This window comes from Paraburkholderia sp. HD33-4, from assembly GCF_021390635.1.
Taxonomy (GTDB): domain Bacteria; phylum Pseudomonadota; class Gammaproteobacteria; order Burkholderiales; family Burkholderiaceae; genus Paraburkholderia.
In genome coordinates, this window is the sequence record NZ_JAJEJS010000001.1 from 3148603 (window position 1) to 3162085 (window position 13483).

Consider the following 13483-nt stretch of genomic DNA (forward strand, 5'->3'; position numbering starts at 1 on the left):
GCCGGGCAGTGCGCGACACCGCACGGCGGCGAGCGGTGCGATCGCCGCCCGACTCCCGATCGCCGATCGCCCGATTCCGCGCGCACGCAGTGCCGCGCGCCGTTACAGCGTCACCGCCTCGCCGCTTTGCAGGGACTCGCGCAGCGCCACGCCGATGCGCGTCGCTTCGAGCGCATCGGCAAGCGTCGCGCCGCTCTGCGCCGCCTCGCCCTTGCCCGCCCCGTCTTGCACCGACGCGACGAACGCGCGCGCCTCGTGCAGAAACGCGTCCTCAAAGCGGTCGAAAAAGTTCGGCGTGCATTCGTTGCGAATGCCGTTCGCGTCGTAGATCTCGACGCGATTCGCGCGCGGATTGCGGCCGATCGTCAGCGCGCCCGCCGTGCCGATCACTTCGCTATGCGTATCGTTGCCGTGCGCCTGCGTGCGCGACGCGTAGAACATCGCCAGCTTGCCGCCCTCGAACTCGCAGATCGCAACGCCGTTGTCGACATCACTGAATTCGCGCAGCCCCTCGTGCAGCGCGATCGTGCCCGCGGCGAACACGCGCGTCGCGCGCGGCTTGCCGAGCAGCCAGCGGGCCACGTCGATGTCGTGCACGGTGCAGTCCAGAAAGATGCCGCCCGAGGTCGCCGCGAAGCGCACGAAGAAACCGTCGGTGTCGTTTTTATCGGTGGTTTGCGAGCGCACGAGGAACGGCCGGCCGATCTGGCCGGCGGCGATTTTGTCGAACGCGTCGCGGTAGCTCGGATCGAAGCGGCGCATGAAGCCGATCGTCGCCTGCAGATGCGGATAGCGCGCCGCCTCGGTCAGCACGCGCTCGCATTCGGCGACATCGAGCGACAGCGGCTTTTCGCAGAACACATGCTTGCCGGCCTGCAATGCGTCGACGATCTGCTGCGCGTGCAGCGACGACGGCGTGACGAGCCACACCGCGTCGACGTGCGGATCGGCGAGCAGGTCCGCGTAATCCGCGTAAAGACGCGGCTCGGGTAGCGCATCGCGCGCCCATGCGAGTTCGTCTTCGAGCGGGCTGCACGCGGCCGCGAGCGTCGCGCCCGGCACGCGATACGCGAGATTTTCCGCATGCCGCTTGCCGAGCCGCCCAAGGCCGACCACACCGAGCCGCAAGCGTTCCGTGGCGGGCTTCATCACGCTGCCTCGCCGAGTTTGACCGCGCGGCCCTCGCGCCACGAACGCGTCGCGGCGTCCGCCAGTTCGAGCGCTTTCAGGCCGTCGGCGACTGTCGTGCGCACCGGCTTGCCGTGCGTGAGCGCATCGAAGAAATGCGCGATCTCGAGCGCGTAGGCCGCGCGATAACGCTCGAGAAAGAACGCCTCCGGCACGTCGGTCGACACTTCCGTCTTCGAGTAAGCGGTGACCTCGGTCGGCCGCACGTTGCCCGCCTGCAGCATGCCGGCGCTGCCGAGCACTTCGAAGCGCTGGTCGTAGCCGTACGCGGCGCGCCGCGTGGTGTTGATCTGGCACAGGCGCCCGCGCTTCGTGCGGATCGTCACCGCGGTCGAGTCGACGTCGCCCGCGTCGGCGATCGCGTGGTCGGTGAGGCAACTGCCGGTGGCGTGCAGCGTGTCGGCTTCGTCGTCGAGGATCCAGCGGCAGATGTCGAAGTCGTGAATCAGCATGTCCTTGAAGATGCCGCCGGAGCGCCGGATGTACTCGACCGGCGGCGCGCCTGGATCGCGGCTCGTGACGACGAGCATCTCGGGCGTGCCGATCTCGCCCGCGTCGAGGCGCGCCTTCAACGCGGCAAACGTCGGATCGAAGCGCCGCTGAAAGCCGATCATGCACACGACACCCGCGCGCTCCACCGCCTGCGCGCACATCCGCGCACGCTCCAGCGTGAGATCGACCGGCTTCTCGCAGAACACGTGCTTGTTCTGCGCGGCCGATTTGACGATCAGGTCCGCATGCGTGTCGGTGCTCGAACAGATCACGGTCGCGCCGATCGACGCGTCGCCGATCGCGCCGTCGATATCCGCGACCTGCGCGCCATGCTGCGCGGCGAGCGCGGCCGCTGCCTCGCGATTCACGTCGACCACGTATTTGAGCCGCACGCCGGGCTGTCGCGCCAGATTCGCCGCATGGATCCTGCCGATGCGTCCCGCGCCGAATACGGCAACGTCGATCGTGTTTACCGCGTCAGTCATCGTAGCCTCCAGTGTCGTTGGATTCTTCAACGTTCAGTTCGAGCTTGTACGCGAGCGCGATGAAGAGCGCCTGGCACAGGCAGATCGTGCTGGTGAGCGAGCGGAACGCGAACGCGCTGCCCTCTTTCACGTAGAGTTGCGTGCTCGCGTAGCGCGCGAGCGGCGATAGTTGGCTGTCCGTAATGACGAGCGTCTTCGCCTGATGATGATGCGCGACGCGCAGGCAGTACTGCGTCTCCTTGCCGTACGGCGCGAAGCTGATCGCGATCACCACGTCGCCCTTCCTGACGCTGCGGATCTGCTCGCGATACATGCCGCCGAAACCGGACACGAGATGCACGCGCTTGTGCGTATGCTGCAGCGCGTAGACGATGTAGTTCGCGACCGGAAACGAGCGCCGTACGCCGATCACGTAGATGTTGTCGGCCTGCTGCAGCATCTTCACGGCGGCGTCGAACTGCTTGTCGTCGAGGCCCGCTTCGAGTTCTTCGAGCCCGCCGCGCGACGCGGCGATGAACTCGCGGGCGACCGAGCCGCCCGACAACGTGCCGGGCTTCTCGTCGATCAGCTTGCGGATGCGCTGCTGATAGCTCGGCGACGACACGCCCTGCCCGGTATAAGCCTGACGAAACACCGCCTGCAGATCGGAGAAGCCAGAAAAACCGAAACGCTGCGCAAAGCGCACGACCGCCGACGGATGCACGCCGCAGCTCGCGGCGATATCGCTGGTGCGATCCATCATCACGCTCGAGCGATGTTGCTCGATATACGTCGCGACGCTCTTGAGCTGACGCGGCAGCGACTCGTAGGTATCCGCGATGCGCTGCATCAATTCGTCGACGCTCGGCAACGCTTCTTCGGTGATCTGTTCCGCCATGACTGCCTCTCGGGGTTTCCTGCAATGCGGCAGACGCGCCCGCGGCCCGCCGCAGCACACATCCGACGATGCGGAGTATAGGCGGCCGACCCATCAAATGGAACGTATTTTCCATTTTTATTTCTCATGAAATTTTCTTTGCAAGGCATCGGAAGATGACCTACTCTTGGTCGTGAGCGATGGCGCTTCGGCCTCGTTATGCCGCTCAGCATCGGCATGGAAAGCCGCCCGTCAGGCGCTCCCTCAATAACGAACGACAGACCGAGAAAGGTGGAGACAATGAGACTTTGCAGAGGCAAGGCAACGCTCAGGATTCTGGTGACGGCGTTGACGTTGGCGACCGGATTCGGCGCGGCGTCGGCCGCCCGCGCGGCGGACGCCCACTTCGTGCTGATCAGCCACGCGCCGGATTCGGACTCGTGGTGGAACACGATCAAGAACGCGATCAAACAGGCCGACGAAGACTTCAACGTTCAGACCGACTACCGCAACCCGCCGAACGGCGACATCGCCGACATGGCGCGTCTCGTCGAGCAGGCGGCCGCGCGCAACTACGACGGCGTGATCGTATCGATCGCCGACTTCGACGTGCTGAAGAACTCGATCGGCAAGGTCACCGAGAAACACATTCCGCTCGTCACGATCAATTCGGGCACCGAGGAGCAAAGCGCGAAGCTCGGCGCGATCATGCACGTCGGCCAGCCCGAGTTCGCGGCCGGCAAGGCGGCGGGCGAAAAGGCCAAGGCCGCCGGCATCAAGTCGTTCCTGTGCGTGAACCACTACGCGACGAACCCGGCCTCGTTCGAACGCTGCCGCGGTTTCGCCGAAGCGATCGGCGCCAACTTCAAGACCTCGACGCTCGACGCGGGCCAGGACCCGACCGGCGTGCAGTCGAAGGTCAGCGCGTTCCTGCGCAACCATCCGGATACCCAGGCGGTGCTGACGCTTGGTCCGCTGTCGGCCGATCCGACGTTGAAGGCGCTGCAGCAGATGGGCCTCGCGGGCAAGATCTGGTTCGCGACGTTCGACTTCGACAGCGACATCGCAAAGGGCATCCAGGACGGCACGATCCAGTTCGCGATCGACCAGCAACCGTATTTGCAGGGCTACATTCCGGTTGCCGTGCTGGCGATCGTGAAGAAGAACAACACGACCGATCCCGTGAAGATCCGCGAGATCCTGCAGGCGAATCCGAAGTTCAAGGAGCGTCTCGCGACCTATGGGCTCGCACCGTCGTATGGGCCGCGCAATATCGGCTCGGGTCCGGGCTTCATCACCAAGGAAAATGTCGACAAGGTGCTGAAGTACGCGGGTCAGTACCGCTGAGCGGCCGGCAACCCATCGCGAGAGCAGGCCGCCGCGCTGGCGGCAAGGTTGAAAGAGGCGGTGACCGGCCGGACGCATTCCGTCTTGCCGGCACTCGCCCGCCGGGCAGATTTTATTGGCGGCTGGTTGCGCAGATTGTGTTGCGCTGCTGAGTTGCGCGACCTATCGCGCTGCGCTTATATCGCGCCGATTTTATTGCATTGCTTCTTCGTTCGCCTTCACGCATTCCGCGTAGCAAACGCCCACGGCATCGCGCCGACCCGCCTGTCGCGGGCGTCTCAAGGAGAGCTTCAATGGGTGTCGCCGACCTGTTTCATCCCCATCACCGCAAGCAACCGCCGCCTGATCCGCAGGACCCGGCGAAATCCGCTGCAACGAGCGCCTCGCAATCCACTGCCAGCGACGAACGCGTGCGCGAGGAATCCTGGTTCCGCCATCTGCTAGGCCGACCCGAATTCGCGGCGCTCGCCGGCACCGTGATGGTGTTCATCGTGTTCGGCATGGCGGCCGGCAACTCGGGGATGTTCAACCTCGATGGCGTGATGAACTGGTCGCAGGTCGCCGCCTATCTCGGTCTGATCTCGGTCGGCGCGTGCCTGCTGATGATCGCCGGCGAGTTCGATCTGTCGATCGGCTCGATGATCGGCTTTGCCGGCATGATGGTCGCGCTGCCCACCATGTACTTCCACTGGCCGATCTGGCTCGCGATCGTGTTCGCGTTCGTCGGCTCGATGCTGCTCGGCGCGCTCAATGGCTACCTGGTGATGCGCACGCGCCTGCCGTCGTTCATCGTCACGCTCGCATTCCTGTTCATTCTGCGCGGTCTCACCCTCGCGCTATCGGTGATGTTCGCCGATCGCACGATCATCTCCGGCGTCGGTGACGTCGCGCGCCAGGACTGGTTCGCGCACACGTTCTTCCAGGGCGTCGCGTTCAGAGGCCTGTTCGTATGGCTCGGCCACCTCGGTCTCGTGAAGATGCTCGACAACGGCACGCCGCTCGTGCCGGGCATTCCCAAGGTGCTGCTGTGGTGGCTCGTGCTCGCCGTGGTCTGCGCGTTCACGCTCGCCAAAACGCGCTTCGGCAACTGGATTTTCGCGGTCGGCGGCGACGCCAACGCGGCCAAGAACGTCGGCGTGCCGGTCCGTCGCGTGAAGATTTCGCTGTTCGTGCTGACCGCGTTCTGCTCGGCGCTGTACGCGGTGCTGCAGGTCTGCGACATCGGTTCTGCCGCGGCCGACCGCGGCTTGCAGGCCGAGTTCGAGGCGATCATCGCCGCGGTGATCGGCGGCACGCTGCTGACGGGCGGCTACGGCTCGGTGATCGGCGCCTGCTTCGGTGCGCTGATCTTCGGTGTCGTGCAGATCGGCATCACCTACACCAACGTCGATTCCGACTGGTTCCGCGTGTTTCTCGGCGTGATGCTGCTGTTCGCCGTGCTGTTCAACCACTACGTGCGCGGCCGCGTCGCGGCCTCGCGCTAGAAGGAGGTTCACGATGAGCACCCCCGAACAGAACGCGGACGACATCATTCTTTCGCTCGAAAACGTCAGCCGGTTTTTCGGCAATATCATCGCGCTGAACGACATCACGCTCCGCCTCAAACGCGGTGAAGTGCATTGCCTGCTCGGCGACAACGGCGCCGGCAAGTCGACGCTGATCAAGACGCTCGCGGGCGTGTATCAGCCCAGCAAGGGCATCTACCGGGTGGACGGCAAGCCGGTCCATTTCACGTCGCCGAAAGACGCGCTCGATCTCGGCATCGCGACCGTCTACCAGGATCTCGCGCTGGTGCCGCTGCTGTCGGTCGCGCGCAATTTCTTCATGGGCCGCGAGCCGCAGAAAAAGCTGTTCGGCATTCTGAACGTGATGGACCTCGAAACCTGCGCCACCACCGCGCGCGACAAGCTCGCCGAAATGGGCATCAACGTGCGCGACCCGCATCAGCCGATCGGCACGATGTCGGGCGGCGAGCGGCAATGCCTGGCGATCGCGCGTGCGATCCACTTCGGCGCGCGCGTGCTGATTCTCGACGAACCGACCGCCGCGCTCGGCGTCAAGCAGAGCTTCAACGTACTGAAGCTGATCCATAAAGCGCGCGCCAAAGGCATCTCGGTGATCTTCATCACGCACAACGTGCATCACGCGTATCCGATCGGCGATTCGTTCACGCTGCTCAATCGCGGCCGTTCGATGGGCACGTTCACCAAACAGACGATCAGCAAGGACCAGGTGCTCGACATGATGGCCGGCGGCGCCGAGATGCAGAAGATGATCGGCGAACTCGAAGGCGCGACGATCTGACCGATTCGCGCGGCACCTCCGGCCACCGCGCATTTCGCCCGGCCGGCCACCGCGCACTGTTACTCAGGACTATTCATGGCTCACTCCAGCACCTCCAGCGGTTGCGCAGGCAGCCGGTTCGCGCCGGGCCGCGCCCGCGACATCGTGTGCCTCGGCCGGCTGGCCGTCGATCTGTACGCGCAGCAGGTCGGCGCGCGGCTCGAAGACGTGTCGAGCTTCGCGAAGTATCTCGGCGGCTCGTCGGCGAACATCGCGTTCGGCTGCGCGCGGCTCGGCCTTGACGCGGCCATGCTCGCGCGCGTCGGCAACGATCACATGGGGCGCTTCCTGACCGAAACGCTCACGAAGGAAGGCTGCGACGTGAGCCACGTGCGCATCGATCAGGAACGGCTGACCGCGCTCGTGCTGCTCGGCCTGAAGGATCGCGACACCTTCCCGCTGATCTTCTACCGCGAGAACTGCGCGGACATGGCGGTCGACGAGGCCGATTTCGACGAGGCGTTCATCGCGTCGTCGAAAGCGCTGCTGATCACCGGCACGCATTTTTCCACCGCGCAGGTCGATCGCGCGAGCCGCCGCGCGCTCGAATACGCGCGCCGCAACGACGTGCGCACCGTGCTCGACATCGACTATCGGCCAGTGCTGTGGGGACTCACGGGCAAGGCCGACGGCGAGACGCGTTTCGTCGCGAGCGAGGGTGTGAGCGCGCATTTGCAGCGGATTCTGCCGCTGTTCGATCTGGTGATCGGCACCGAGGAAGAGTTTCGCATCGCCGGCGGCAAGACCGACCTCGCCGACGCGCTCGCGATGGTGCGCGCCGTGACACCGGCCACGCTGGTGGTCAAACGCGGGCCGCTCGGCTGTCAGATCATCGACGGAGCGGTGCCTGCATCGCTCGACGATGCGCCGATTCATGGCGGCGTCGAAGTCGAAGTGCTGAACGTGCTCGGCGCGGGCGATGCATTCGCGTCCGGCTTCCTGTCCGGCTGGCTGCGCGATCAGCCGCTCGATGCCTGCGCGCGCGCCGCCAACGCGAGCGGCGCGCTGGTCGTGTCGCGGCACGGCTGCGCCCCCGCGATGCCGACCCCGGCCGAACTCGACTACTTCCTGCGCGAAGCGCAGGCCGATCCGCAGCGCATGCGCCGGCCCGATCGCGATGCGAAACTCGCACGACTGCATCGCGTGTCGCCGGCGCGCAAAGCGTGGCACGAAGTGCTCGGCTTCGCGTTCGATCATCGCAACCCGTTCTTCGAACTCGCGCAGCAGACCGGCGCCGACGAAGCGCGCATCGCGTCGTTGAAGGGCCTGTTCGTCGAAGCGGTCGCGCAGACCGAACGCGCGTTGCATCTGCAAGGACGCATCGGCGTGCTGATCGACGACCGCTATGGTCAGGACGCGCTGAATGCCGCGACCGGCCGCGGCTGGTGGATCGGCCGCCCGGTCGAATTGCCTGGCTCCGTGCCGCTCGTGTTCGATCATGGCCGCTCGATCGGCACCACGCTGATCGCGTGGCCGCAGGAGCACGTCGCCAAATGTCTGGTGCAGTTTCATCCGGATGAGCCGATCGAGCAGCGCCTCGAACAGGAGGCGCAACTGCGCACGCTGTACGACGCGACCCAGGCAAGCGGCCACGAACTGCTGCTCGAAGTGATTCCGCCGAAGCATGCGTCGCTGCCACAGGGGCCGGACATCGTGTATCGCGCGTTGAAACGCATCTACAACCTCGGCATCTACCCCGAATGGTGGAAGCTCGAACCGATGGACGCCGCGCAATGGCAGGCCATCGACGCGCTGATCGCCGAGCGCGATCCGTATTGCCGCGGCGTCGTGCTGCTCGGTTTGTCGGCGGCGGTCGAGCAGTTGAGCGAAGGCTTTCGCGCGGCCGCGCAAGCCGCGACGTGCCGCGGCTTTACGGTCGGCCGCACGATCTTTCACGAGCCGAGCCATGCGTGGCTCGCCGGTGAAATCGGCGACGACGAATTGATCGCGCGCGTGCGCCACACGTTCGAAACCCTGATCGCCGCGTGGCGCGGCGCACGCGGCGAACCGACGGCACATGACACACCTCATCACGCTCATCAGGAGCAAGCCGCATGAACGAGCGCATCATGCATGACGACATTTCATCCGCCAGCGGCGCGACGCACGCGGCTGGGCGCACCAGCGGCACGATTCGCCTGACGATGGCGCAGGCGCTGGTGCGCTATCTGGCCGCGCAACGCGTCGCAAGTGAAGACGGCAACAGCGTCGAACCGCTGTTCGGCGGCGTGTTCGCGATTTTCGGCCACGGCAACGTCGCGGGCATCGGCGAGGCGCTGTATCAGCATCGCGACGCACTGCCGACTTTGCGCGCACACAACGAGCAGGCGATGGCGCACAGTGCGATCGCCTACGCGAAGGCGCACTTCCGCCGCCGCATGATGGCCGTGACGACGTCGATCGGCCCCGGCGCCACGAATCTGCTGACCGCCGCCGCGCTCGCGCACGTGAACCGTTTGCCGGTGCTGCTATTGCCCGGCGATATCTTCGTGTCGCGCGCGCCCGATCCGGTGTTGCAGCAGGTCGAGGATTTCAACGACGGCGGCGTGTCCGCGAACGACGCGTTCAAGCCGCTGTCGCGCTACTTCGACCGCATCGTGCATCCGGCGCAATTGCTGAGCGCACTGCCGCGCGCAATCCGCGTGCTGACCGATGCCGCGTTGTGCGGCCCCGTCACGCTCGCGCTGCCGCAGGATGTGCAGGCGCAGGCGTGGGACTTTCCGGAGGACTTTTTTACGCCGCGCGTCGTGCGCATTCATGCGCCCGCGCCACGCAGCGACGACATCGACGCCGCGTGCACGCGCCTGCGCCACGCGAAGCGCCCGCTGATCGTCGCGGGCGGCGGTGTGCTGTACAGCCGCGCGGCCGATGCGCTGCACCGCTTCGCGAGCGCGCATGGCATCCCGGTCGCGGAAACCCAGGCCGGCAAAAGCTCGCTCGCGTGGAACGATCCGCTCAATGCGGGCGCGCTTGGCGTGACCGGGTCGGCCGCCGCCAACGCGCTCGCGCATGACGCCGACTGCGTGCTCGCGCTCGGCACGCGGCTGCAGGACTTCACGACCGGCTCGAACACGCTGTTCACGCAAGCCGACGTGATTGGGATCAACGCGAATGGATTCGACGCGCTCAAGCATCGCGGCTTCGTCGTCGAAGCGGATGTGAAGCTCGCACTCGATGCGCTCGCCGGACCGCTGCAAGGCTGGCACGCGGAGCGCACGTGGACCGCGCGCGCGCACAAGCTCGCGGCCAGCTGGCGCGACACCGTGCAAACGCTCACGCATGCGCCGCAACGCGACGCGGTGCTGCCCTACGAGGGCGACGTGATCGGCGCGGTGCAGCGTTCGAGCGCGCACTCCCCGACCGGCGACATCGTCGTCTGCGCGGCCGGCACGCTGCCCGCCGAGTTGCACAAGCTGTGGCGCGCGGGCCGGCCCGGCGCGTATCACGTCGAATACGGCTATTCGTGCATGGGCTACGAGATCGCGGGCGGTCTCGGCGTGAAGCTCGCGCGGCCCGAGCGCGAGGTGATCGTGATTCTCGGCGACGGCAGCTATCTGATGATGAACAGCGAGATCGCAAGCTCGGTGATGCTCGGCGCGAAGCTGATCGTCGTCGTGCTCGACAATCGCGGCTTCGGCTGCATCAATCGCCTGCAACAGGCTTGCGGCGGCGCACCGTTCAACAATCTGCTCGACGATTGCGTGCACGCACCGGAAGGCGTGCCGCGCATCGACTTCGCCGCGCATGCGCGCGCGCTCGGCGCGCAAGCCGAGCATGCGGGCAATCTCGCCGAACTCGAAGCGGCACTGCAACACGCGCGCGCGGCCAAGGGCACGTACGTGATCAGCATCGACACCGACCCGGCGCGCACCACCGAAGATGGCGGCTGGTGGTGGGAAGTCGCCGTGCCCGAAGTATCGGCGCGCTCTGAAGTACGCGACGCCCGCGCGAAGTACGACGCGCAGCGCGCAGCTCGCAGCGCGCGCGGCGCCGCCTTCACCGCCATCGCCGCCATCGCCGCCACACGGCACCGATCACGACTGAGAACCATGAGGACTCCGGCATGACTGCTTTCGACGTACGTATCGGCATCAACCCGTTGTCGTGGATGAACGACGACCTGCCGTCGCTCGGCGGCGAGACGCCGCTCGAAGTCGCGCTGACCGAAGGTCGCCAGATCGGCTATCAGGGCTTCGAACTCGGCAACAAGTTTCCTCGCGAGCCGAACGCGCTGAAAGCGCTGCTCGCGCAATACGACCTCGCGCTCGTCTCCGGCTGGTACTCGGGACAACTGGCCAAACGCGGCGTCGCGGAAGAAATCGACGCGGTCGGCCCGCATCTGGAATTGCTCGCGAAGAACGGTGCAACCGTGATGGTGTATGGTGAAGTCGCCGATTCGATCCAGGGCGCGCCGCGCCCGCTGTATCAGCGGCCGCGCTTTTTCGGCGAAGCGCAATGGGCCGACTACGCGGCACGCGTCGATGAATTCGCGCGCTATACGCTGAGCCAGGGCGTTCGGCTCGCCTATCATCATCACATGGGCGCATACGTCGAAACGCCAGCCGACGTCGACCAGTTGATGGCGCGCACCAGCGACGCGGTCGGCCTGCTGTTCGACGCCGGGCATGTCACGTTCGCGGGCGGCGATCCGGTGGCCGTGCTCGACAAGCACATCGCGCGCGTCTGCCACGTACATTGCAAGGACGTGCGCCCTGCCGTGATGAAGCTCGCGCGCAATCGCAACTGGAGTTTTCTCGATGCGGTGATCGCCGGCGCATTCACGGTACCCGGTGACGGCGCGGTCAATTTTCCGGCGCTGATCGACCGGTTGAAGCGGCACGGTTATTGCGGCTGGCTCGTCGTCGAGGCGGAGCAGGACCCGGTGGTCGCGCCGTCGTTCGAGTACGCACAGAAGGGATATGGAACGTTGCGGGCGCTCGTCGATGCGCCGCTCGGCAAGGAGGCAGCATGAGCTTATTGGTAAAGGCAGAGCGCGAAGGCCAGACGATCGCGCGGGTGACGCCGCAGTCGGCCTGCTGGCGCTATGTGGGATTCGCCGCGTACCGGCTCGGCGCGAACGAACTCGTGTACGTGTTCGAACCGGCGCGCGAAGCGTGCATCGTCGTGCTGAGCGGCGCGGTCGATATCGAAACGCCGGACACGACATGGAGCTCGCTCGGTTCGCGCGACAGCGTGTTCGAAGACGCGGCGCCGTACGCGGTGTATCTGCCGCCGAACGTGCGCGCGACGGTGCGCGCGAACCGCGACGCGGAAATTGGCGTGGCGAGCGCGCCGGCCAAGGGCGAGTATCCGGCGCGGCTGATCGAGCCGGCGTCGATGAAGCGCTCGACGCGCGGCAAGTCGCTGAATACGCGTTACGTCTGCGATATTCTTCCGCAGACCGAGCCGGCGGAATCGCTGCTGGTGGTCGAAGTGAGAACACCGGGCGGTCACGCGTCGAGCTATCCGCCGCACAAGCACGACACCGACAACATTCCGCACGAAAGCTCGCTCGAAGAAACCTATTACCACCGGCTCGATCCGCCTCAGGGCTTCGCGTTCCAGCGCGTGTACACCGACTCGCGCGATATCGACGAATCGATGGCCGTCGAGGATCACGACGTCGTGATGGTGCCGCGCGGCTATCACCCGGTCATCGTGCCGTATGGCTACGACTCGTATTATCTGAACGTGATGGCGGGCAGCCAGCGGGTCTGGCACTTCCACAACGATCCGGCCCACGAATGGATCATCAACAAGGATGCTTGAGCATCCGTGATCGTAGACCCAGCGGGCCCGCGAGGGCCCGCCGGTTCACACCACCAGGTTCGCGGGTTCACCGCGCACGAAGCGTTCGATATTGCCCATCAGCTGATCCGCGAGGCTTTGCTGCGCCTCGTCCGAAGCCCAGGCCACATGCGGTGTCACGATCACGTTCGGCCGCCCGGCGATCCGCATCAACGGATTGTCGGCGGCGGGCGGCTCGCCCGACAGCACGTCGAAGCCTATCCCGCCGATCAGCCCTTCATCGAGCGCGCGCACCAGCGCTTCCTCATCGACGAGCCCTCCTCTTGCCGTATTGATGATTAGCGGCTTGCGCTTCATCTTGCGGAATTCGGGCGTGGCGAGCATGCCGCGCGTCTGTGGGGTTAGCGGGCTGTGGATCGTAATGATGTCGCTCGTGGCCAGCACCTCGTCCCACGGCGTATAGAGCGGCCCGAGTCCGTCGCGGCCCTTGTGCGCGGCGAACAACGGCCGCATGCCGAACGCTTTGGCGATCTCGGCCACACGCTGCCCCAGCACCCCTTCGCCGATGATGCCGAGCGTCATGCCGCCCAGATCGTGGATCGCGTGATTGAAGAAGCAGAACTGGCCGGACTTCTGCCATTCGCCGTTGAGCACGTCGTCGCGGTAAGCAATCAGATTGCGTCGCAACGCGAGCATCAACGCGAACGTATGTTCGGGCACCGTGTTCACCGCATAGCCGCGGATATTCGACACGCGCACGCCATGCCGCTCGCAGGCGGCCTTGTCGACGCAATCGGTGCCGGTCGCGGCCACCGCGACGAGCTTCAATGATGGCAACTGCGCGATCACGTCGGCCGTCAGCGCCACCTTGTTGGTGATCGCGATGGTGGCGCCGGCAAGGCGCGCCGCGACCTGCTCAGGCGCGGTGTGCTCGAATTCGGCGAACTCGTGTTCGAACGCCGGGCGCGAAAGCCGGATCTGCGGCGCGAGCGTCGCGCGGTCGAGAAAAACGATCTTCTGCATG

Annotated in this window: 11 protein-coding genes; 7 read left to right on the forward strand and 4 right to left on the reverse strand. The window is 65.8% G+C overall.

Annotation, left to right across the window (positions count from 1 at the left end; all coding sequences use genetic code 11):
* Positions 1–102: 102 nt before the first annotated feature.
* From L0U84_RS13925 to L0U84_RS13935, 3 genes are read right to left on the reverse strand one after another with little or no spacing between them, the layout of a single operon-like run.
* A complete protein-coding gene (locus tag L0U84_RS13925) occupies positions 103–1149 on the reverse strand; it encodes a Gfo/Idh/MocA family oxidoreductase (RefSeq protein WP_233852022.1) in 1047 nt (348 codons plus the stop codon).
* On the reverse strand, positions 1149–2165 hold the full coding sequence (gene iolG / locus L0U84_RS13930; RefSeq protein ID WP_233850580.1) for an inositol 2-dehydrogenase: 1017 nt from the start codon (positions 2163–2165) through the stop codon (positions 1149–1151). Before iolG ends, L0U84_RS13925 begins: the two co-directional genes overlap by 1 nt.
* The gene (locus L0U84_RS13935) at positions 2158–3042 is read right to left on the reverse strand and encodes a MurR/RpiR family transcriptional regulator (RefSeq protein WP_233850582.1); all 885 of its coding nucleotides are present in this window, start codon (positions 3040–3042) and stop codon (positions 2158–2160) included. Before L0U84_RS13935 ends, iolG begins: the two co-directional genes overlap by 8 nt.
* A 279-nt stretch (positions 3043–3321) precedes the next feature.
* On the opposite strand from L0U84_RS13935, the gene L0U84_RS13940 reads away from it, so the two are divergent.
* The 7 genes from L0U84_RS13940 (at position 3322) to iolB (ending at position 12480) form a co-directional block, all read left to right on the forward strand.
* Complete coding sequence (locus tag L0U84_RS13940) at positions 3322–4368, forward strand: sugar ABC transporter substrate-binding protein (RefSeq protein WP_233850584.1); 1047 nt, start codon at positions 3322–3324, stop codon at positions 4366–4368.
* A gap of 293 nt (positions 4369–4661) precedes the next feature.
* Complete coding sequence (locus L0U84_RS13945) at positions 4662–5852, forward strand: ABC transporter permease (RefSeq protein ID WP_233850586.1); 1191 nt, start codon at positions 4662–4664, stop codon at positions 5850–5852.
* A gap of 13 nt (positions 5853–5865) precedes the next feature.
* Positions 5866–6672: an ATP-binding cassette domain-containing protein gene (locus tag L0U84_RS13950; RefSeq protein WP_233850588.1), complete on the forward strand. Its 807-nt coding sequence runs from the start codon at positions 5866–5868 to the stop codon at positions 6670–6672.
* 75 nt (positions 6673–6747) lie between these two features.
* A complete protein-coding gene (locus L0U84_RS13955; RefSeq protein ID WP_233850590.1) occupies positions 6748–8769 on the forward strand; it encodes a bifunctional 5-dehydro-2-deoxygluconokinase/5-dehydro-2-deoxyphosphogluconate aldolase in 2022 nt (673 codons plus the stop codon).
* A complete protein-coding gene (gene iolD, locus L0U84_RS13960; RefSeq protein WP_233850592.1) occupies positions 8766–10778 on the forward strand; it encodes a 3D-(3,5/4)-trihydroxycyclohexane-1,2-dione acylhydrolase (decyclizing) in 2013 nt (670 codons plus the stop codon). Before L0U84_RS13955 ends, iolD begins: the two co-directional genes overlap by 4 nt.
* Positions 10775–11683 (forward strand): myo-inosose-2 dehydratase, encoded by a 909-nt coding sequence (gene iolE, locus L0U84_RS13965; RefSeq protein ID WP_233850594.1) that lies wholly within the window; start codon positions 10775–10777, stop codon positions 11681–11683. Before iolD ends, iolE begins: the two co-directional genes overlap by 4 nt.
* Positions 11680–12480, forward strand: a complete 801-nt coding sequence (gene iolB / locus L0U84_RS13970; RefSeq protein WP_233850596.1) for a 5-deoxy-glucuronate isomerase — start codon at positions 11680–11682, stop codon at positions 12478–12480. Before iolE ends, iolB begins: the two co-directional genes overlap by 4 nt.
* A 45-nt stretch (positions 12481–12525) precedes the next feature.
* On the opposite strand, the gene L0U84_RS13975 is transcribed toward iolB, so the two are convergent.
* Complete coding sequence (locus L0U84_RS13975) at positions 12526–13482, reverse strand: D-2-hydroxyacid dehydrogenase (RefSeq protein ID WP_233850598.1); 957 nt, start codon at positions 13480–13482, stop codon at positions 12526–12528.
* Position 13483: the final 1 nt, after the last annotated feature.

Excerpts from the sequence above, each read along its gene's own strand:
- L0U84_RS13975 (WP_233850598.1), bottom strand. The coding sequence starts at position 13,482 with ATGCAGAAGATCGTTTTTCTCGACCGCGCGACGCTCGCGCCGCAGATC.
- iolB (WP_233850596.1), top strand. The coding sequence starts at position 11,680 with ATGAGCTTATTGGTAAAGGCAGAGCGCGAAGGCCAGACGATCGCGCGG.
- L0U84_RS13925 (WP_233852022.1), bottom strand. The coding sequence starts at position 1,149 with ATGAAGCCCGCCACGGAACGCTTGCGGCTCGGTGTGGTCGGCCTTGGG.
- L0U84_RS13940 (WP_233850584.1), top strand. The coding sequence starts at position 3,322 with ATGAGACTTTGCAGAGGCAAGGCAACGCTCAGGATTCTGGTGACGGCG.
- iolG (WP_233850580.1), bottom strand. The coding sequence starts at position 2,165 with ATGACTGACGCGGTAAACACGATCGACGTTGCCGTATTCGGCGCGGGA.
- L0U84_RS13945 (WP_233850586.1), top strand. The coding sequence starts at position 4,662 with ATGGGTGTCGCCGACCTGTTTCATCCCCATCACCGCAAGCAACCGCCG.
- L0U84_RS13935 (WP_233850582.1), bottom strand. The coding sequence starts at position 3,042 with ATGGCGGAACAGATCACCGAAGAAGCGTTGCCGAGCGTCGACGAATTG.
- iolD (WP_233850592.1), top strand. The coding sequence starts at position 8,766 with ATGAACGAGCGCATCATGCATGACGACATTTCATCCGCCAGCGGCGCG.
- L0U84_RS13955 (WP_233850590.1), top strand. The coding sequence starts at position 6,748 with ATGGCTCACTCCAGCACCTCCAGCGGTTGCGCAGGCAGCCGGTTCGCG.
- L0U84_RS13950 (WP_233850588.1), top strand. The coding sequence starts at position 5,866 with ATGAGCACCCCCGAACAGAACGCGGACGACATCATTCTTTCGCTCGAA.
- iolE (WP_233850594.1), top strand. The coding sequence starts at position 10,775 with ATGACTGCTTTCGACGTACGTATCGGCATCAACCCGTTGTCGTGGATG.